General features: G+C 44.3%; 18 protein-coding genes. 7 read left to right on the top strand and 11 right to left on the bottom strand.

Annotation, left to right across the window (positions count from 1 at the left end):
• Positions 1-36 precede the first annotated feature (36 nt).
• Complete coding sequence (locus R7P64_RS02890; protein ID WP_005375418.1) at positions 37-189, bottom strand: hypothetical protein; 153 nt, start codon at positions 187-189, stop codon at positions 37-39.
• A gap of 246 nt (positions 190-435) precedes the next feature.
• Here R7P64_RS02890 and speG point away from each other — a divergent pair, with 246 nt between their 5' ends.
• Positions 436-975, top strand: coding sequence for a spermidine N1-acetyltransferase (gene speG / locus R7P64_RS02885; RefSeq protein WP_005375417.1), 540 nt, complete (start codon positions 436-438; stop codon positions 973-975).
• Positions 976-1,022: 47 nt separating this feature from the next.
• Here speG and R7P64_RS02880 read toward each other — a convergent pair whose 3' ends face one another.
• The 7 genes from R7P64_RS02880 to R7P64_RS02850 all read right to left on the bottom strand — a co-directional run bounded on the left by R7P64_RS02880 (position 1,023) and on the right by R7P64_RS02850 (position 12,844).
• Entirely contained in the window at positions 1,023-1,820 is a 798-nt protein-coding gene (locus tag R7P64_RS02880; protein ID WP_318118392.1) for a hypothetical protein, read from the bottom strand.
• A gap of 176 nt (positions 1,821-1,996) precedes the next feature.
• Positions 1,997-3,082, bottom strand: coding sequence for an OmpP1/FadL family transporter (locus R7P64_RS02875; protein WP_262646045.1), 1,086 nt, complete (start codon positions 3,080-3,082; stop codon positions 1,997-1,999).
• 123 nt (positions 3,083-3,205) lie between these two features.
• On the bottom strand, positions 3,206-6,343 hold the full coding sequence (vmeQ, locus tag R7P64_RS02870) for an efflux RND transporter permease subunit VmeQ (protein ID WP_262689308.1): 3,138 nt from the start codon (positions 6,341-6,343) through the stop codon (positions 3,206-3,208).
• Between the two features lie 10 nt (positions 6,344-6,353).
• Entirely contained in the window at positions 6,354-7,496 is a 1,143-nt protein-coding gene (gene vmeP, locus R7P64_RS02865; RefSeq protein WP_318118391.1) for an efflux RND transporter periplasmic adaptor subunit VmeP, read from the bottom strand.
• Positions 7,497-7,586: 90 nt separating this feature from the next.
• A complete protein-coding gene (locus R7P64_RS02860) occupies positions 7,587-8,378 on the bottom strand; it encodes a hypothetical protein (protein ID WP_213873891.1) in 792 nt (263 codons plus the stop codon).
• A 528-nt stretch (positions 8,379-8,906) separates the two neighbouring features.
• A complete protein-coding gene (locus R7P64_RS02855) occupies positions 8,907-11,066 on the bottom strand; it encodes a prolyl oligopeptidase family serine peptidase (RefSeq protein ID WP_054577082.1) in 2,160 nt (719 codons plus the stop codon).
• 206 nt (positions 11,067-11,272) lie between these two features.
• A complete protein-coding gene (locus R7P64_RS02850; RefSeq protein WP_318118389.1) occupies positions 11,273-12,844 on the bottom strand; it encodes an ATP-binding cassette domain-containing protein in 1,572 nt (523 codons plus the stop codon).
• A gap of 445 nt (positions 12,845-13,289) precedes the next feature.
• Here R7P64_RS02850 and R7P64_RS02845 point away from each other — a divergent pair, with 445 nt between their 5' ends.
• From R7P64_RS02845 to R7P64_RS02835, 3 genes are all read left to right on the top strand, one after another.
• On the top strand, positions 13,290-13,715 hold the full coding sequence (locus R7P64_RS02845; RefSeq protein ID WP_005375398.1) for a universal stress protein: 426 nt from the start codon (positions 13,290-13,292) through the stop codon (positions 13,713-13,715).
• Positions 13,716-13,881: 166 nt separating this feature from the next.
• Positions 13,882-14,499, top strand: a complete 618-nt coding sequence (locus tag R7P64_RS02840; protein WP_005375391.1) for an NAD(P)H-dependent oxidoreductase — start codon at positions 13,882-13,884, stop codon at positions 14,497-14,499.
• Positions 14,496-16,460, top strand: a complete 1,965-nt coding sequence (locus R7P64_RS02835) for a monovalent cation:proton antiporter-2 (CPA2) family protein (protein WP_318070708.1) — start codon at positions 14,496-14,498, stop codon at positions 16,458-16,460. Before R7P64_RS02840 ends, R7P64_RS02835 begins: the two co-directional genes overlap by 4 nt.
• Positions 16,461-16,552: 92 nt before the next feature.
• On the opposite strand, the gene R7P64_RS02830 is transcribed toward R7P64_RS02835, so the two are convergent.
• Entirely contained in the window at positions 16,553-16,846 is a 294-nt protein-coding gene (locus R7P64_RS02830) for a hypothetical protein (protein ID WP_005375389.1), read from the bottom strand.
• Between the two features lie 245 nt (positions 16,847-17,091).
• On the opposite strand from R7P64_RS02830, the gene R7P64_RS02825 reads away from it, so the two are divergent.
• Positions 17,092-17,385, top strand: a complete 294-nt coding sequence (locus R7P64_RS02825; protein ID WP_005375388.1) for an ArsR/SmtB family transcription factor — start codon at positions 17,092-17,094, stop codon at positions 17,383-17,385.
• A gap of 108 nt (positions 17,386-17,493) precedes the next feature.
• On the opposite strand, the gene R7P64_RS02820 is transcribed toward R7P64_RS02825, so the two are convergent.
• Positions 17,494-18,843: an alpha-amylase family protein gene (locus R7P64_RS02820; protein WP_237305764.1), complete on the bottom strand. Its 1,350-nt coding sequence runs from the start codon at positions 18,841-18,843 to the stop codon at positions 17,494-17,496.
• A 521-nt stretch (positions 18,844-19,364) separates the two neighbouring features.
• Between R7P64_RS02820 and R7P64_RS02815 the strand changes: the two genes are divergently transcribed.
• A complete protein-coding gene (locus R7P64_RS02815) occupies positions 19,365-19,721 on the top strand; it encodes a MerR family transcriptional regulator (RefSeq protein ID WP_005375386.1) in 357 nt (118 codons plus the stop codon).
• Positions 19,722-19,779: 58 nt separating this feature from the next.
• Positions 19,780-20,157, top strand: coding sequence for a carboxymuconolactone decarboxylase family protein (locus tag R7P64_RS02810; protein WP_005375385.1), 378 nt, complete (start codon positions 19,780-19,782; stop codon positions 20,155-20,157).
• Positions 20,158-20,234: 77 nt separating this feature from the next.
• Here the strand turns inward: R7P64_RS02810 and R7P64_RS02805 are convergent, their stop codons facing one another.
• On the bottom strand, positions 20,235-20,465 hold the full coding sequence (locus R7P64_RS02805) for a PAS factor family protein (RefSeq protein ID WP_005375384.1): 231 nt from the start codon (positions 20,463-20,465) through the stop codon (positions 20,235-20,237).
• Positions 20,466-20,721 lie beyond the last annotated feature (256 nt).

Here is a 20,721-nt window from a genome sequence, read left to right as displayed (position 1 = left end):
TTTAAGCCAGTTAAAAATAAGAATGAGCAAATTTAATTATGCTTTCTTAAGATCTTTAGCTGGGTAAGTTAGTGTTTTTTCGCCTGCTTTTACATGTGTGTAAAAACCGCCACTGCTTAAACCTGTAACAACCATTTCGCCAAGATCGATACCTTTAGTCGCTACTACTACGTCACCGATTGAAAACATATTGAATACCTTGTTTGTTTAGATTAAGACACTAAGTCGTTGCGCGGTATTTAATACGATATTAGGCAAAGCACCTAATCGAGTTTTTTATCGTAAAGATTAATTTATATTTGTCGTGAACTCTAAGTTTCCACATTGAAAATCACAGGATATTTTCCAAAAAAAGATGCGCTATTCTTGTGAAATACGGTAATATTTTCTAGCATCAAGTGCGGAGGTATTCTCCGCCCTCATTGGAGAAAAATGATGAAGAAAGGCCTAAAAATGCGTGCATTAGAGCGTTCTGATTTGCGCTTTATTCATGAACTGAATAACAACCGAAATATCATGGCCTACTGGTTCGAAGAACCTTACGAGTCTTATGACGAGCTCGAAGAACTTTATCGAAAACATATACATGATGACGCTGAAAGGCGTTTTGTCGTCGAAGATGAAGACGGCATCGTAATTGGCTTAGTTGAGCTGATCGAGATTAACTACATTCACCGCAGCGCGGAATTTCAGATAATCATCGCCCCAGAGCATCAAGGCCGAGGTTATGCGACAGAGATGATTAATCGTGCGTTAGATTACTCATTCTCAATTCTTAATCTACGCAAAATCTACTTATTAGTCGCAGTGGATAACGAAGTCGCTATTCACTTATACAAAAAATGCGGCTTTATCGAAGAAGGTCACCTTGTAGAAGAATACTTTATTAACGGCGCTTACAGCGATGTTAAGCGCATGTATATATTAAAACACCAATACCAGAAAAAGATCGAAGAAAACAACTCAATTCACTAGTTCATTCTATCAAAGTAAAAGCGCAGCTATTTGGGCTGCGTTTTTATTTATTCAAATTGATATTGATATGATAATACGATGCGCTTGTCTGCTTCATCCAAATAGGTGTTGTTGTCCATGACAAACGTCATTACGTTAAAAGAGTGGCGTTTGCTCACGAGGTAACCAAGACCAATACCACCAAAGAAGCCTTTGTAGTTCTCTCCTTCACTGTTTTCTGAGCCGTAAGTGCCTGCTGCGAAGCTGATTAACGTCAGCTCTTTGGTAAACGATTTCAGCGCAAATGCACCAACGTAACCGCTACTGCCTGAAGAGCTAATCATATTGAAGCCATTCTCTGCACTTGGCGTACCCGTAAAGTTAGGCTCGCTACAGTGGCTACTTTCTGCACCGTCACAAACAGGAACATCACCAGTGTTGTACGTATAGCCTGCCATTGGGAAAATTTGGAAGCCTGCTGGCTCAATCCCGAAATAACTTAGCGGCATAAAGGTACCAACGCTGTAGTTGGTTTGATCCGCGCCGTTTACGTATTCATTTTTACCGAAGTTGAAGTTCACGATACCGACCGGAAACAACCACGAGCCACCAATACGCCACTCGCTCGCATCATCATTGATACGCAGGTTAATTTTGCGCGCTTGGTCAAGCGCAAGTGAGCCCGAGAATGAGATGTTTTGATCATCAAAATCGTAGTTGTTTGCGTACGACGCGCCAAATTTCGTGATGACTTTTGTTGGGTCATCCGCCAACTTGTTTTTATTGTCTTTTACTCGATGCTCGGCACCATGAGCCAGCGTACTGACCAACAAAGTTATACACACTAACGCTAGTTTATTTTTCATTTTTTAGTCCTTTGAGATGTTGAATACCCGCACTTAGCTGCGCAGATATTTTTTGAATCATCACTCACTGGATGTGACAAAAGCGCCCTAACTACCTTAGATGGCGTGACAGCATCCAGTGCAGGTAGTTAGGGTAGAATGGCCTGTAAGGAAGGCGTTTTAGCGATTAGGAATGATTAGTTTTTCCAGTTGTAGCCCATGCTCATGAAGTACAGCGCAGGCTCATCAAAGCCCGCTTGGAAGCGTGGAGTTTCTGACGATTCCATCAAGATCGCTTCAAACGCGAAACCAATTGAGTTTTCTGAATCCAATTTGTAATCAATGCCTGTACCAATGCGGTACGCCTTGCCAGTAGGAACGGTAATGTCACCGTTTGATTGGTTTTCATACATGCTGGTATCGAATGCAAAACCTGCATTCCACATCATTTTTTCATTCAGTTTGTACTGAGTACCCAATGCGATTTGGTAAGTGTCTTGTGTCTCTACGTTCAGCGTGGTTGTGTATTCGCTCCAGTCTTGCCAGTTCACGTTCCACATCACCGCTAGGTCATCATTCACTTCATGGTAAGCACTGAAGATCAGTTGTTGTGGAGCAATGGAGTTGCTATTGTCGAATTCAAATTCGGTTTCAGAAGAGTAAGACAACCCAAGACGCGTGCCTGCTGTTGCTTCATAAAGCACACCTACTCGGCCGTTAACCTGTGTGTCTTGGTCTTCGTCATTGAAGTTCAGGGCTCCCTTTGTTTCCACTTCATACATACCGTACTGAATGCCAAGCGCCGCACCCACAGACCAGTGATCATTGATGCGGTAAGAAGCGGAAGGTTGAATGGTCAAGGCTTGCGTCGTTGCTGTAGGAATATCTAAATGATTATTCAAAAGACCTTCGTACTCGAGGCCAAGGCCGTAATTGCCATACAGACCAATACCCAGCGTCCATTTGTCGTTCACTTGTTGGCTGTAAAATGCCGACGCCATAGGAACAAAACCAATCACGTTGCCCGCATCGCCAGTCATCGTGTCTAGTTGCGCGTCACCGTAAAGGCCAATCAGGTTACCAGAGAAAGATTTACCAGAAACATTCGCCAGACCAGCCGGGTTTGCTGCCATTACTGAGGCATCTTGCGCACGAGCCGCCATACCTGCAGATGCCAAACCAATATCCGATGCTGTAGTTTCGTAAAGGTATAACCCGCCCGCTTGCGCAGCAGCACATGTCAGCAGAGAGCTCGCTACTACGATTTTTGAAAGATTTTTCATGCTAAAACCTATTATTGTTGTGAAAACCCACGCTGCGACGGTGGTTGTATATCAATGAAAGGCATTGGCCAATCGCACACAGCGTGGGGGTGTTGTGGAGTCAGTCCGTTGAAATCAGCGTTATTACTCGCTCACCTCAAGTTCAGTGGGTTTATTTCGCTTAAACTTCTCGCGCAAAGATTGCATCATCACGAAGAACACTGGAGTCAGCAACGTGCCTACAAACGTAGAGAGAATCATGCCGCCGAATACTGCAAAGCCCAGTGAGTGACGAGATGCCGCACCGGCACCCGATGCAATCACCAACGGGAATACCCCCCAGATGAAGGCGAATGCGGTCATCTGTACTGCACGGAAACGGATTCGAGCAGCTTCTTTGGCAGAATCAATGATGGATAAGCCCTTTTCTTCTCGCAGAACTTTGGCAAATTCCACGATAAGAATCGCCACTTTGGCGGACATACCGATCAAGATGACCACACCAATCTGCACATACAAGTCGAACGGTTGTCCCACCAGCAGTAGCGTGCCCATTGCGCCGAGAATCGCGACTGGAACCGCCATCATTACCGCAGCAGGAATGGTCCAACTTTCGTACTGAGCCACCAAGAACAAGTAGGTGAACAGCAAAGACAATGCGAACGCGATTGGTGCCATGTTGCCTGCTTTCATCTCTTGGTAAGTCATGCCGGACCACTCGTACGAGTAACCACTTGGCAAAGATTCTGCAGCCAGTTTTTCAATGGCTTTTACAACATCACCCGAGCTGTAGCCTGGCGCTGGCGCACCGTTCACGGTTGCAGAACTGAACATGTTGTAGTTCGACAAAGTATCAGGGCCGAAGATCGGCTTCACTTTCACTAGCGTTGCCAGTGACACCATTTTTCCAGAGCTTGAGCGAACAAACAGATGGTTGATGTCGTCGATATTGTCACGGTATTGCTCTTCTGCTTGCACTTTCACTTGGTACGAACGACCAAACAAGTTGAAGTCAGAAATGTAGGCGCCGCCCAACTGTGCTTGCAGTGTGCTGAAGATTTCATTCAACGGTACGCCCATCGAAATCGCTTTATCGCGATCAATATCGATGTAACGTTGCGGAATATTCGCACGGAAAATCGAGAACGCACGTGCCACTTCAGGCAGTTGGTTGATTTGGGCAACAAAATCAGCGGTTGTTTTTGCCAACTCTTGTGGAGAACGGCCCAAGTTGTCCTGCAGCACAAGGTTGAAACCATCCACCGCACCCATACCTTTGATTGCCGGCGTCGCGAAAACGAACGAAGCGGCATCTGGCGTTGAGTTCAGCATTTGGTTAACTTTATTCATCAATGCGCGTTGGTGTAGTTCAGGGTCTTTACGTTTGCTCCAGTTATCCAGTTTGATGATCAACATGCCCGAGTTTGGAATCGACGCCATATTAATTACCGAGAAGCCCGCAACCGAAACCACGTTCTCCACACCTTCCATCTGTTTTAGCTCATCAACGTACTTCTTCATTAATGGTGCAGTACGCTGCAATGCTGCTGCGTCTGGCAAACGCATTTCGACCATGAACACGCCTTTATCTTCGTTCGGAACGAAAGAAGAAGGTACGGTCATGAACGCAAATGCCAGCACCGCAATAAGCGCGCCATAAACACCGATACTCAGCACAATGCGGCGGCTCAAGAAGCCAACTAAACCTTGGTATTTGCGCGTTATTGCTTCAAAACCTCGGTTAAACGCACGCAAAGGCGCAATAGGTTGCGAGTGAGTAGATTTCAACATCAACGCACAAAGCGCTGGCGTTAACGTTAATGCGTTGATCGCAGAGATCAGCACCGACACACAGATGGTGACTGCGAACTGGTTGAACATTCGACCGGAAATACCCGGCAATAGCGCAACCGGTACGAATACCGCCAACAAAATAAGCGTTGTTGCCAATACTGGCCCCGTCACTTCTTTCATAGCTTGGATCGTGGCCGGAATCGGGTCTAAATGCTCTTCATGGATAACCCGCTCCACGTTCTCTACCACGATGATCGCATCGTCCACCACGATACCGATGGCGAGGATCAAGCCAAACAACGAGATCGTGTTAATGGTCATGCCCATCACGCCCATGATTGCGAACGTCGCAATGATGGAAACCGGAATCGCTAAGGTTGGAATGATAGTCGCTCGCCAGTTCTGCAAGAAAACATACACAACGAAGGTGACAAGAAGTACCGCAATCACCAACGTCTCGTACACTTCATCAATCGATGTCTCTACGTATTCGGTAGAGTCATAAGCGATGTCGTAAACCAAATCATCTGGGAACGATTTCTCGTACTCTTTCATTGCCTCTTTCACGCGTTCCATCACGTCTAGCGCGTTCGCTGTCGGCAACTGGTACAATGCCAGAACGGCGGCTGGTTCGTTATTCATACGACCATCAGCTTCGTAACCTTGTGCGCCAACTTCCACACGAGCCACATCTTTCAAGCGAATCAAAGAACCTTTCTTGCTCGCACGAATGATGATGTTCTCGAACTCTTCCGCAGAAGTGAGGCGGCCTTTGGTTTGCAAAACATATTGATATTGCTGGTCACCCGGAGCTGGCATACCACCGATCTTACCCGCCGCCACTTGGATGTTTTGCGTTTTAATTGCGCCAATAACATCGCTAGCAGAAAGCTTCAAGGTAGCCAGTTTATTTGGGTTCAACCAAATACGCATTGAGTAGTCTTTCTTACCCAGCAGCGTAATGTCACTCATACCTTCGATACGTTTTAGACGCTCGACAATATTGAGATCCGCGTAGTTAGAAAGGTAGATACTGTCGTGAGACTGTTTCGGAGAACGCAGTGTGATAACGCCCAGCATGTCGGAAGATTTCTTCTTAACCGTCACACCGATTTGGTTTACTTCTTGTGGTAGAGACGACGTCGCCTGTGCCACCAAGTTGTTCACACGAACCTGCGCCATATCGCCATCTGCGCCCACTCGGAAGTAAATACGCAATGTGTATGAGCCATCGTTACCAATCACAGAAGACATGTAAATCATGTCTTCAACGCCGTTGACTTTGGCTTCTATCGGTTGTGCTACGGTCTTTTTAACCACGTCCGCGTTTGCACCCGGATACATGGTGCTCACCGTAATTACCGTTGGAGAGATTTGAGGATACTCAGAAATTGGCAAGACTTTCAGGGCGATCATACCCATCAATGTCATCGCCAGTGAGATCACCAAAGCAAACTTCGGCCGGTGAATGAAAAATTTACTTAACATCAGTACTCGCTCAGCCTTGTTCACTCTGTAGCTCAACGTCTTTCACCGTTGCACCCGGACGCACTTTTTGTAGACCATTGACGATGACTTTTTCGTTAGCCGCCAAACCAGTCAGCACAGCACGTTTCACACCGTAGGTCTGACCGAGTTCAACGTTACGACGAGACACCACGTGATCATCACCAACCACCATGACGTAGTCACCCGCTTGGTCTTGCTGAACAGCCGCCGATGGGATAAGCAAACCATCAATGGTTTTGTTGCGCAGCTTGATGGTCAAGTTGCCATATTCACCCGGCATAAGCGCGTAAGTTGGGTTATCAAATTGTGCTTCTGCTCGAATTGAGCCTGTTTCTAAATCGATCTTATTGCCAACGGCGTAGATCTTGCCATCAAGCGGATACAATGAACCGTCTGAAAGCGTCAGTGTTAAATCAACATCCAGTTTGTCATCGTTACGATGAGCCACATCAATGGCACTTCTTACGCGGCGGTAGAGCTTCTCATCCACATCAAAGCCAAAGCGAATTGGGTCGATTTGAGTGATCGAAACAAGAGGAACGAGTTGAATTTTCGAAATACGGTCACCCACTCGGAAGTTGCTGAAACCCACGCGGCCAGAGAAAGGAGCACGCACAGAGCTAAATTCAAGATCGAGCCTTGCTGAAACCAGCGTCGCTTTCGCCTCTTCTACCGAAGCAATCGCTGCGGCGTGCGCGGCAATGGCGTCATCGTATTGCTGCTCACTGATGCTTTTATCTTTGATGAGTTTCTTCACACGTTCTGCATCACGCGTAGTTTGAACGAGTTGCGCTTTTGCTTTTTGCAACGACGCTTTTGCATACGCCAGTGCCGCTTTGTAAGGACGGTCGTCGATTTCAAACAACAATTGGCCTTTTTCGACCATATCGCCATCTTTAAAATAAATCGCGGTTAATTCTCCACCGACTCGCGGCATAATATCAACGTCATTTACCGCTTCAGTTCGACCGATAAAAGTATGATAAGGAGTGATTTTTGTTTCGGTTAGGGTAACGGTTTCAACAGAGGGTGCTTGGGCAGTTTTCGTTGCGATATCGCCAGTTTTGCATCCTGTTAGTAATGCAGAAGATATAGCAATAGATACCAACGCAAATTTATATTTGGCTTTCATGATAAACCTACTTTATTTAGAAAGTGCCCTAGCCTAAATATTTAAATATATGGATAAACACACTTTCTATTCTGGAAATAAACGAGGGAGTTAGAATTGGTAGTTAAATTCGATACGGTGATCACCATCACCGAAATTAACGTGATCATTCCAGTTTGCAAAGTAACGAATATTTGCGCGAGGATTAATTTGATAAGACAACGCAAACTCATGAGCCAAGATATTATCTTCACCCGCGTAATAAGTATCTTTATATTGACTAGACCCTGACAATGTATGCATATACATTGGGTTGTAGTTAATCCAGATTTTATCGGTTAATTCAATTTTTGAGTACATACCGACAACGGTGAAAGTACCTGGAATTTCATAACCTTTGTCATCACCACTAAAATCATTAGCAATAGTGACACCCGCACCAGCTAAAGGAAATAGCTGCAACATACCAAACTTAGGTAGACCTTGAATAAAGCTATAAGATGCATCTAATTTATCGTTATCAACGTCGTAGTTTACATCTAATTGACGGCCTAGACCTTTTGCGACTTCTACTTGGAAATTACGTAGTCGGAAAGAGTCAATGCTGTCATCAACGTTGCCATATATTGGATCGTCATTGTCGCGAATGCCAAATAGCTCACCACCAATGCCTTTCATTTCAATGATGTTCATCGCCATGGTACCAGGCTGGCTAGATTGGTAAGTTTGACCGATTTTGATGTTCGCGCCTTTATCAGTAATACCAAAGCCAGCTTGGGTGTATACCGCAAGTGGGTCAGACATATCTTGTAGTTCTTCGTTATTGTTTGTCTGCGCATAGGCAGAAGACGCGAGTTGTAGGGCTGCAACCATAATGGCAACAGACGGTTTCACTAAATTCATAAAACTGTATCCATTTTAATGATTATAAAATTATTCACGTCATGAGGTCATCATAAATAGCAAGCAACACAACTCGCTTTGGATAACATAAATTATCAAAGCAAATTCAATAATGACGAAACATTCGACGTTTTAATTAAAATAAAATAAAGCATCGTAAAAGTTCAATCACCGCTACTTATATCTTATATAACTTGAAATTTGGTAATAACAATGAAGAAGGAAATATTAAAACTTATGAAAATTCAATTATCATTAGAACGAATGATTAATTAATTTTACCATATAAATAGAGAGTGCAATGGATTTAGGTGATCGCGATCAATGTTTCATTTCGATCGTACAACACTCTTCAGATTAATTAGAACATTATAATAATTTTAAAAACCTTAGTTTGATTAGCCTAGCATCAGATTAGAATAGTAGGCCTATAATAAATAATAAGGGAATCACTCTCTGTGATTCCCTTTTATTATCGAGCGATAAGGCGCCGATGCGTTTCGATAACTAAAACGCAAACAATTCGCACTATTGCAGTTTCTCTATTCCCATATTGAACAGTGCAAAACTATAAATATCTGCATTTGTCTCAATTATTTTACGCGTTGGTGTGCCTGCACCATGTCCTGCATTGGTTTCGATGCGAATTAAGGTCGGATTTGAACCCGCTTGCTTCGATTGCAACTCAGCAGCAAATTTGTATGAGTGAGCAGGAACAACACGGTCATCATGATCACCGGTTGTAATCAATGTTGCTGGATATTCCACCCCTGCTTTTACATTGTGCACCGGCGAATAACTTTTCAGATATTGGAACATCTCTTTACTTTGCTCTGCCGTGCCGTAGTCATACGCCCAACCAGCACCTGCGGTAAAAGTATGGTAACGCAGCATATCCAGTACGCCGACTGCTGGCAGCGCCACTTTAAACAGCTCTGGACGTTGCGTCATAACGGCCCCTACTAACAAGCCACCATTCGATCCACCGTTAATGGCTAACTTGTTTGATGACGTTACCTTTTCATCAATTAGGAATTCAGCCGCAGCAATAAAGTCATCAAACACATTTTGCTTTTGCATTTGAATGCCAGCGTTGTGCCATTCTTTGCCATATTCCCCACCACCACGAATGTTCGCTACCGCGTAAACACCACCAAGCTCTAACCAAGCCGCACGTGTCGGGCTAAAAGATGGCGTGAGGCTAATGTTGAAACCGCCATAACCATATAGGATGGTTGGTGCACTGCCGTCCATCGGTGTCCCTTTTTTATAGGTGATGATCATCGGCACTTTTGTTCCGTCTTTTGAGGTGTAAAACACCTGGCGAGATTCATACAAAGCAGGATCAAATGGCGCTTTAGATTTGTAGTACACCTCGCTATCACCGTCTTTGATGTTCAGACGATAGGTCGTGCTTGGCATCTTGTAGTTGGTGAAAGAATAGTAGACTTCGGTTTCTTCTTTTTTCCCCGAGAAACCGTATGCGCTGCCAATATCAGGCAATTTGATTTCTCGGATGAGTTTGCCGTTCATGTCGTATTGCTTCACCATCGAGATCGCATCAACAATATAGCTCGCAAACAAATTGCCACCCGCGGTAGAAACACGTAACACGTTCTTTGTTTCAGGAATCACATCTTTCCAGTTTTTGGGCTGCGGCTGACTCGCATCCACCGTCACGACGCGTTTGTTCGGCGCATTAAGGTTCGTAACCAAGTACAGTTTCGTGCCTTGGTTGTCTATCACCCAAGTATCAGAACTGGTGTTATCTAAAATGGTTTTCAGCGGGCTATTTGGCTTACTCAGGTCTTTGAAGAACAGTTTGTTACCCGACGTCGATACGCTGGCTGAGATAAACAAGTAGCGTTCATCTTCCGACGTGTAACCCCCAACGTAGCGATACTTTTCGTCCTTTACACCACCGAAAATTAATTGGTCTTCACTTTGTTTCGTTCCAAGTTTATGAAAGTAGAGCTTGTGTTGGTCTGTCTTCGCGGAAAGTTCACTCCCTTTTGGCTTGTCATAACTTGAGTAATAGAAACCTTGATTGCCGAGCCAACTGATGCCACTGAACTTAATATCCACCAGCGTTTCGCCGACGGGCTTTTTGGTTTCTGTGTCTAACACAATGACTTTGCGCCAATCGCTACCGCCTTCCGAAATGCTGTATGCAACCAAAGAACCATCACGTGAAAAGCTCACTCCCGCTAACGATGTGGTGCCATCTTCACTAAAAGTATTTGGATCGAGGAAAATTTCTGCTTCGCCATCACCTAACTTCCGATAAAGCACATCTTGGTTTTGTAGCCCGTCATTTTTGTAGAAATAAGTGAACTTACCCTCTTTGAACGGTTGGCTTTGCTTTTCGTAATCCATGAGCTTAGTAATGCGCTCTTCAATCTGCTCGCGGTAAGGGATTTTCGACAGATAATCAAACGTCACTGCATTTTGTGCCTTAACCCATTCTGCGGTTTCTGGGCTGAGATCGTCTTCCAACCAGCGATAAGGATCACTCACTTTTGTACCAAAGTAGTCATCGACAACATCCACTTTTTGTGTGGTTGGATACGTGATGGTTTTCGGGGTTACCTGTTCAACCGACGATTGCGCCGCTTCATTTGCATACGCCACAGACAACACACTTCCGAGTGCGAGAGCCGTTGTGAGTGCTAGGGTGTTCTTTTTCATGAAATTCCTTTTTATTTTTCTGTTGTCTTTTTGTGCAATACATCAGAACTCTACTATATATCGACAAAATGAATCTAATTTCATTAAACGAGTTGTGAAAGCCATCCTAACTCCCTCATTTCCTTCCAGTTCTACAAACTAGTAAGTGGAAGTGTAGAACTTGGGAACAATACTGAAGAGCCACGATGGCGTTTACTCTCTTTCGTCTAAGTCAGCTCGATTTGGCGCAAAACCCCAGACTCAGAAGCGAAATCTTGGTCGTGACTAATCAGAACAAATCCACCTTTGTATACATTTAACGCCTGGCTAAGCATTATTTTTGACTCGAGGTCGAGATGGTTATCTGGTTCATCAAGCAGCAGCAAAGGCTGAGAATTTTGGTGGCTGACTATCAGCATCGCGAGCTTCATCTTCTCGCCACCGCTCAGTAGGCGCCCCAATCGAAACACTGCATCTCGACGAAAACCGATCCCGGCCAATAAGGTCCTCGCTTCACTTTCCGTCATCTCTTGGCAGCTCTCCATTACGTTCTCAAGTAACGAAAGATTTGGATTCACTGCACCAAAATGTTGGTCGAGATAATACAAAGGCGTATTCACTTGCAACTCACCACTCTGCAACGATAACTCGCCAAGCAACGTCTTTAACAAGGTTGATTTTCCGCAGCCATTTCTCCCTTTGAGATGGACTTTGTCGTTCGCAAAAATCTGCAACGTGATAGGCGTAGAATTCCCAAAAGGTAATATACCTTCTTGTATCGACAACACTTTTCGCGAACGGTTCGGATTATCTGTAAGATAAAGCTTTTGCGCCTTGAGTTGCTCATGTCGCGATTGCAACGCCTGTTCTTTGGCTTGTAAATGCGCTTGTCTGAGTTGCTCATTCTTATTGCGATTTGAAGCGCTGGCGGTCGCGCTATCCTTTTTTCCATCAAGCAAAATTTTGGGCTGACTGCCGTCTTTGCGCAGTTTGTTCCCTTGCGCGGCGCGTTGGTCTGCTTTTTCGCGATTTTTCTGGGCTTGCTCGGCTAACCGTTTTTTCTGTTTATCGACTTGCGCTAACTGCCTCTCGACCGCTTGCAGTTCAGTGCGTTTTTTCTCGGCGTACACATCGTAATTTCCACCAAAAGCCTGTAAACCTAGGCCCGATAGATCCCAAATTTCCTCCATCTCTCGCAGCAGCTCACGATCGTGACTGATGAGTAAAATCGCGCCGCTGAAATGCGTCATAGACTCTATCAGCCATTGTTTCGCCTGGGTATCGAGGTGATTGGATGGTTCATCGAGAATCAAAAGCTCCGTTTCGTTTTCAAACAACTGCCATAGCTGCAAACGTGCCAACTGACCACCACTGAGCCGAGCACAAGAGAAATCAGGGTCTTGCGGTAATCCCATCGCAGCGAGCTGCTGTTTGAGTTTTAATTCAATATCCCACTGCTCACCAACCAGTTCGAACCAATGTTCAGAAACATCACCTTGTTCAATCTGCTTTAAAGCATGCAAGACCGCATCTTTGCCCAGAAACTGGGCGATCGATTGCTGACCTGAAAGCAGATCAGACGGCAGCTGGCGATACATCATGAAAGAAGAGGGAGCATTCACAACACCGCTGGCAGGCTGAGTTTCGCCCGCCAAAATGGAAGCCAAAAGCGACTTGCCGATGCCATTGCGCCCAACCAAACCAACACGTCGTTTAGTCATGGAACAAGAAATAGACTGGAATAGCGTATCGCCATTATCAAACTGATGGCTAACATTAAAAGCTTGTAAAACTGGCATAATTTGCCTCCTGTATGACAGGGACAACAGCCGTAGCTATGATTTGAGATTGCAACAAAACGCGTGCACAAACGCATTAAGCTCTATGTAAAGCTCGACGATATACGTCAAATCAAAAAGTCGTCTTGTTGCAAAGAAATATCGGAAAGTGAGCTACGCCTACTAACCCTGCAGATCCAAAAAATAAGTAAAAATATGGATGACAGGTTTAGTTCTTCATGTTGGCGTAATCTCCTAGAGAAATGATGCGTAGAGTGTAGCTGCTTTTTTGTTCAAAAAGCAAGCTTTCTAACCAAATGTGAACAAAAAGAAAGTTTCACAGTAAGTTGTTATATCACATTAACTTTTTAACAAGTCTTTGAACAATTTCGAGATCTTAGCAACACAATTTTTATCCAAGCCATACTATGCTTAGGGTAAAGATAATCCACATAAGGGCGTGGTTATGAAATACAAACATATCCTTGTTGCACTCGAACTGTCAGATGAAAGCACCGTGCTTATCGACAGAGCGGTATCAATGGCAAACTATCTCGACTCCGATATCTCCTTTATTCATATTGATGGTACGCACGGAGAAATCTATCGTGAGCTTGTAGACATTAAAGAAAACCCGGATCAAAGGCCGTTGAATGAGCATTCAATGGAATGTTTAAAAACATTTAGTGATTACATGGATTACCCACTTAAACATTTCTTCGTAGGTACTGGCGACTTGGCTGATAAATTAGAGGTCACCATTAAAGAGCAAGAAGTGGATCTTCTGATTTGTGGTCACCACCAAGATTTCTGGAGCAAGATTATTTCTTACTCCAGACACTTAATTAACAAGTCACCGGTGGATATTCTAGTCGTCCCTATTCATGATTAGTAAAACGTAACGCTTCCCAAAACCACCAATTTATTTGGTGGTTTTTTATTGATATTGAAACAGCTTAAACAGTTTTCCAAACTAGCTTGGCGATCATTTATGAGTTACATTTTCTAACCAACCCGCGCTCCTACTGGGCATGGTTATTTAGATAGCAAGGATCCCTATGGCAAATAAAAAAGTACTCATTCTCTTTGCTCATCCTTCCCAGCATCGTTCAGAAGTGAATACTCCACTTTTCAAAGAAGCTCAAAAAATTGAAGGCGTGACATGTGTTGATCTCTATGGCGAATACCCTCGTTTCGATATTAATATCGACCGTGAGCAGCAACGCTTACGTGAACATGACGTGGTGATTTTCCAATTCCCACTATATTGGTATTCAACGCCTGCGATTTTAAAAGAGTGGCAAGATCTGGTTTTGGAATATGGCTTTGCTTACGGTACAGATGGCACAGCACTGCAAGGCAAGACCATGCTTTGTGTGCTGTCTGCAGGGGGCAAAGAAGAAGCTTATAAGGCAGAGGGCTACAACCACTTTACGATTCGTCAACTGCTTGCGCCTATTGAACAAATGTCCGCACTGACCGGCATGAACTACATTGCCCCTCTCGCGATGTTTGGCGCACGTACAGCAGATGAAGAAGGGCGAATCCCTCGTCATGTTGAGCGGTACAAGAGCCTGCTAACAGCTTTAGTCGAAGATAGGTTGGATGTTGAAGCTGCGGCGTCATTAATCAAGCTTAACAGCGCATTGCCAGAGCTCATTAAGGAGGCTTCATGACAGGGATATTCTTACAAGCCTTCGTATATTTGATTGCTGCTGTAATTGCAGTCCCACTTGCTAAGCGTTTGGGACTTGGGTCCGTTTTAGGCTATCTCATCGCAGGTGTGGTCATTGGCCCAATTATCGGTTTAGTCGGTGAAGAAACAACAACAATCCAGCACTTTGCCGAGTTTGGCGTGGTGATGATGCTGTTTCTCGTTGGCTTAGAGCTCGAACCCAAAATGTTGTGGGCGATGCGCAATCGCTTAATGGGCTTAGGAGGTCTGCAAGTCGGCGGTACCGTCGCGGCGATTATGGGTATTGCCTTGTATTTTGACCAGCCTTGGACCATAGCCTTAGCCATAGGTTTGATCTTCGCCCTCTCTTCTACTGCGATTGTTTTGCAAACTTTTAGCGAAAAAGGATTAACGAAGACGGAAGGTGGACAAAACGCTTTCTCCGTGTTGCTTTTTCAAGATATTGCAGTGATACCAATGTTGGCGTTCATTCCTCTATTGGCCTTACCTGAATTAATTGAACAGGCACAGTCCGCGGCTCAAACAGCCGCAGCGCACCATGAAGAATTAAGCCTCGTTGCGGGGTTGCCCGGCTGGGCATACGGCATCGTAATCACAGCATCGATTGCAATCGTCGTCGTTGGTGGACACTTTTTAAGTCGACCTCTGCTCAATTATGTGGCTAGCTCTGGTTTGCGAGAAATCTTTACCGCAACTGCACTCATGCTGGTCATTGGTATCGCTGCGCTGATGAGCTTAGTGGGCTTATCTCCTGCCTTAGGAACCTTCTTGGCTGGCGTTGTATTGGCGAACAGTGAATTCCGCCACGAGTTAGAATCCAACATCGAACCATTTAAAGGCCTATTGTTAGGTCTGTTCTTTATTACCGTTGGCGCAGGGATCAACTTCTCGGTCCTTTTTGGTGATTTCTGGTTGGTCATGGCATTGACCATTGGCGTGATGGTTTTGAAAGCCTTGGTGCTGTTTATTCTTGCACTGATATTTAGGGTGAAAGGCAGCAACCGCTGGCTGTTTACCCTAAGCTTGGCTCAAGCAGGTGAATTCGGCTTTGTGCTTCTAAGCTTTTCAGTGCAAAACCACGTCATCCCATTTGAACTTTCACAAACTCTTGCGTTAGTGGTTGCGATTTCGATGTTCCTGACACCAGGTTTGTTTATTCTGTTTGATAGAGTGATTCTGCCGCGCTTTGAAAGCCAGTCAAATGAACGCGAAAGCGATACGATTGAGGAAACAGGCACGGTGATCATCGCCGGCATCGGCCGCTTTGGACAAATAGTGAATCGCCTATTGGTATCAAACGGCGTGACTACCGTGGTACTTGACCATCAATCTGACCAAGTCGATAACATGCGCCAGATTGGCACTCGCGCCTATTTTGGCGACGCGACTCGACCAGATATGCTACATACAGCCGGCATTGAGCACGCCGCTGCGTTGGTTGTGGCGATTGATAACCAAGAATCGAGTGTAGAACTGGTGAAGTACGTTAAGCACACGTACCCAAAAGTAACAGTGATTGCACGTGCCTTTGACCGTGGACATGGCTATCTTTTGCGTCAAGCGGGGGCTGATATTATTGAATCAGAGACCTACCATTCTGCATTGGAGATGGGCGGTCACACAATGAAAGCCCTTGGCATTCACCCCTTCTTTGTTGAACAACAGAAGGCGACATATAAGCGTGTTGAAGCACGTAAGTCAGAAATACTTTACAAAGCTTGGGAGGATGATTCTGAAGGTGAACGCTATGACAACAATTTCCGACAACTGTTTATTCAGTTAGAGGAGAAAATGGCGGAAGAGATGCAAAAAGATCGTCATGACAAACTATCGCGGTCAGAACGTGGTTGGACACCGCCACCTAAAGGTTACGCCGATGACTTTAATGAAGATAACGTCCAAGAGCTAATACCACCAAGAGAAGAGCTTATCCAACGATAACGCACTCCATATTAAAAACCTCCCGCTTGGGAGGTTTTTATTTTTTCAGTACAGAGCCACACGCCGTGCAGGATAAAATGATCTTCTCGATATTACATAAGATCATTCATTAAAATCTCATACTCTTCGTTTGCTTCTTCCACTAAATGAGAAAGCTCTAACGCATCAGTAACTGCAAGATTGAACTGCCACGGAGTTGTGTCTTCTTTACCACAGATTCGAGTTTCACACCCACGACTCTCAAAAGACAAATCATCAAATTCTGTGGTGTGGCGCTCTTGAAGTTCAACAATCTCAACTTCTAATTTACCGACAGGATTGACTTTAACGTGGGCATGTAACTCCGAACTGTTAGACAAACAATAATCTCTATGAACCGCAATCATGGCCGCCTCCTTGGTCTGCCAACTGACAACTCAACATTGAGTGTAGACGAGGGATTTTGAACGTGGCGTGAAATAATAATGAAGATTGATCTGTCTCATTAGAACAGACAATTGTTGTCATGAAGGCATTAGCCAGCATGAATCTCATCTGATTTAAATTGTTCTGAGATCGTAATAGTTGGCATTTACCGAGACTTTCCCTATTATCGAAACAAAATTACTGTGGTCATTCTTTAGAGGTCAGTATGGAGCTTGAAGCCGTTGCTAAAGCACTAAAAGAGTTAGGGCATCCGACTCGTTTAAGTATTTACAAAGAAGTCGTCAAAGCGGGATACAAAGGTATCGCGGTAGGCGGCGTACAAGAAAAGCTTGGCATTCCAGCATCCACTCTCTCTCATCATATCTCGAGCCTTGCTTCAGCTGGTCTTCTCACCCAGCGCCGCGAGGGTAGAACCCTTTTTTGTGTTGCAGAGTATCAGTGCTTAGATGACGTAATTGGTTTTTTAAAAGCAGAATGTTGCGTTAACGAGTGCTCATAAATTTCTAGCAAAAACGAGAGAGTTTGAGTTTCTATTGAACTTCAGCAGAACGTGAATGACGATGAAAAACATACACACCGAAGTTGCTAACCTCGGTGTGTACATCTTCTAGTTCGCGACGAGTAACATTGACGACTTAGATGGTACGATTAACTTACCGTCAGTTGGAATGATTTGTTCTGTCATCAAATCAACCCAATTACCATCGATTTTTAATGTCAAAGACTGTTGACGCTGTGATTTATTAAGCACCACAATACCTTTGTCACCTCGCTTAAGTACGAGCATGTCATCGTTACCTTCAAGAACACTCATCGGCTCGCCATGCGTCATATTATGGAACTGGATCATTTTTGCCATTCTCGGATCGCTCCATGCACCTTGCCATCTTGGCTGACCATTTTTACCTTTAATACCGCTGGTGTTTAAGTCGGTATAAATCAACGGCACACCACCATCTCGGCCTAGAATATAGGCATAAGCTAACCATTCGTTTTCCTCGTCCATGATGAGATCAAGAAAGACATCATTGTTAGGAATATCATGTGTGATAGCAAATGTAATCGCACGACCGGGGGACAGAGCCTGACCAAAACAATAGGGATCAATCAGAGACTTGAAGCTGCCCTTTTTAGCAAACGCCTTAAACATGGTTGAGAACAAAGGGAAATCGTACGCACCTAGGCGAGTTTCCTGTAGATACGGCTCAAGAAACAGCTGATACTCTTCTTCCGTCGCACCGCCATCGGTAATAATTTCACCAAATATATGCACATCCCGCGTGATGTCGTCTGTCCAAACACGCTTAAGATGCTCTAACGTCATGTGTTTCGCAGCGTCAATACGAAAACCTTTCACACCAATAGCTTTCAGCGCCGTTAGGTACGCTCGCTGCTGTTCAACGACATGGTCACAAACACGAAGAGTTGGCAAGCCAGGGTCGGTTGGCCCACCTGTGATACGTCCATTTTGAACCTGCCACTTATCTTTCCAGTCTTTAATGCCGAATGCTTCAACAAAGTCCTCTTCATCAAAAAGTGGTTGAGATAGATCGCCAAACAACGCTAGCGACTGATATTTCTGCTTGTTGTTCTGGTATTCCTCCAAGACCTCTTGTCTTGGGTACTGAAGGTCTCTGCGAAGGTGGGCCTCATTTGCCATATGGTTAAACACTACGTCGGCATAAACCCACACACCAACTTGCTCCAGTTCACGAACCATATGAATAAAATCTTTGGTATCACCCAAGGCATTATCGATAACACGATAATCTTGTGGTTGATAACGCTGCCACCAGCGCTCATCGTGTGCGCTTTTCATTGGTGGCGAAACCAACACAGAGCCATAACCAAGCTCGCGGATTTCTTTTGCTCGTTGGGCAATGTCAGCATACTTCCAATCAAACGCATGTAAGATAACGTTTGCACCGAATGATTGTGTTTCCTGTGAGCCACTCATGTTGTTCTCCTGCTCGTTTCCACTCACGATTACTTGTTTGCATTTTTTGTGAGTGAATTCAATAATCGAAATTATAAAAGCTATTCATCAGAGGCACTCACCCTTTTAGCACTAACTCAAGGCTGAAATCGAAGGCGTAGCGACTCATCCATTGCACAGCGATAAATCGTTCTGAGTGAATAACGGGCACACAACATACACCCCAAACAGCCCCAAAAAAAACACTAAGCCATTGTTTTATTTAACAAAAATTTCAATTGAAAAAGATAAAATATAAGACCTACGTACGCCCTAAAATAGGCCCAAAGGATAAAAATAGCCAAGCCAACCCGTTGAGTAATCAATTGTTAATAAAACGAAACTGGCAGATGGATCACGTTTGGCGCGTTTCAAAAATCCAGTAAATCACCATACCTAGCGTTAAAAGACTAAAGATTTCTGTTTGTATCTGTCCCGAAATGACTTCAAAATGCGAAACTTAGCTTATCTCTATGGGGTATGCTCTACCTTGGAGGATAATAATGAATATCAAAGAATTTTCTGACCTCGTCGGGCTATCTGCTCATACTCTTCGATACTATGAAAAAATCGGTTTACTTAAACATGTCCATAGAAACGCGAGTGGACATCGAATGTATAGTTCGAAAGATCTAAACTGGATAAGCTTTGTTAAGCGTTTAAAAGAAACTGCAATGCCACTTGAAGAGATTCTAGAGTATGCCAAATTAAGGGAAGTCGGCTCTCAATCTGTACCACAACGTCAAGCCCTGTTAGAACAACACCAAGAAAACCTCAAACGCCACATTGAGCAACAGAAAAAGCACTTATCGGCTCTAGAAGAAAAAATTGCCTTGTATAAAAGCGGAAAAGTTCGTTGACTTAGAGTTAACTCTAACGATTAAGGTGTGTTTACGTTTATTCACTAGGAACATACCGATGGAACAATCACGCTTTAACAAAGGATTAGAACTACTCTCTCAAATTGATGGCGACGCTGGTCATAATGTCATCGAAACCTTACAAGATATTTGTCCAGATTTAGCTCAGTACACCATTGAGTATCCGTTTGGCGATATTTATGCTCGCCCGGGCTTAGACCTAAAATCGAGAGAAATCGCAACCGTCGCCGCGCTAACGGCAATGGGGAATTGCGCGCCGCAACTAAAAGTGCACTTAAATGCAGCGCTGAATGTAGGCTGTAGCGAGGATGAGATTAAAGAGATCATTTTGCAGATGTCCGTCTACGCAGGTTTTCCCGCGGCATTAAACGGCATGTTTGCATTCAAAGAAGTGCTAGCGGAAAGAGCAGAGTAATAACGACGTTGAAATCAATTTAACCGCAATTAAAAACGGCCCTTGGGGTTCGGGCCGTGATTAAAACAACGAGTGAATTAGCGCTCAGGAGTTTCAAGCAGTTTAACCGCGCAATCTACCGCGTTGTTAATGCCTTGACTGCTCTCCAACTTGCCTGAACTTGCAGGACCAAGGGCACAAGAATACAAAGCCAGCTGCTTATCGAACGGCAGATCCAACTGTTCATAGAGATTTTGTCGGATTCTTGCATGTTGTTCTGGTTCTTGGTTAGCAAGGCTAATCAACGTTTCATAAATAAGCGTTTTCATGTCTTTCCCTTTTCACTTTATTGCACGGGGTGCATATATATTGTATCCATTTGGGAAGCACAAATCAGAAGCTAGGTCACAGAACGCGTCGCTAAAAAAGTTTATGTACTCGGTAAATTGCAATACAAACTTAAAGTCGTTTAGAAAAAGGGCAACTGATAACTCGATAGATCAGCCGATTAACTAGCATTCGCCGCTGTTTGTTTATAATCGTGTCCGATATAAACAAAAACGTCGCTGTATCAGCGACGTTTTA

It is taken from the genome of Vibrio sp. 2304 (assembly GCF_033339475.1).
Classification (GTDB): domain Bacteria; phylum Pseudomonadota; class Gammaproteobacteria; order Enterobacterales; family Vibrionaceae; genus Vibrio; species Vibrio alginolyticus.
The sequence above is the reverse complement of the archived record's forward strand: the minus strand, read 5'-3'. Positions and strand labels throughout refer to the sequence as shown.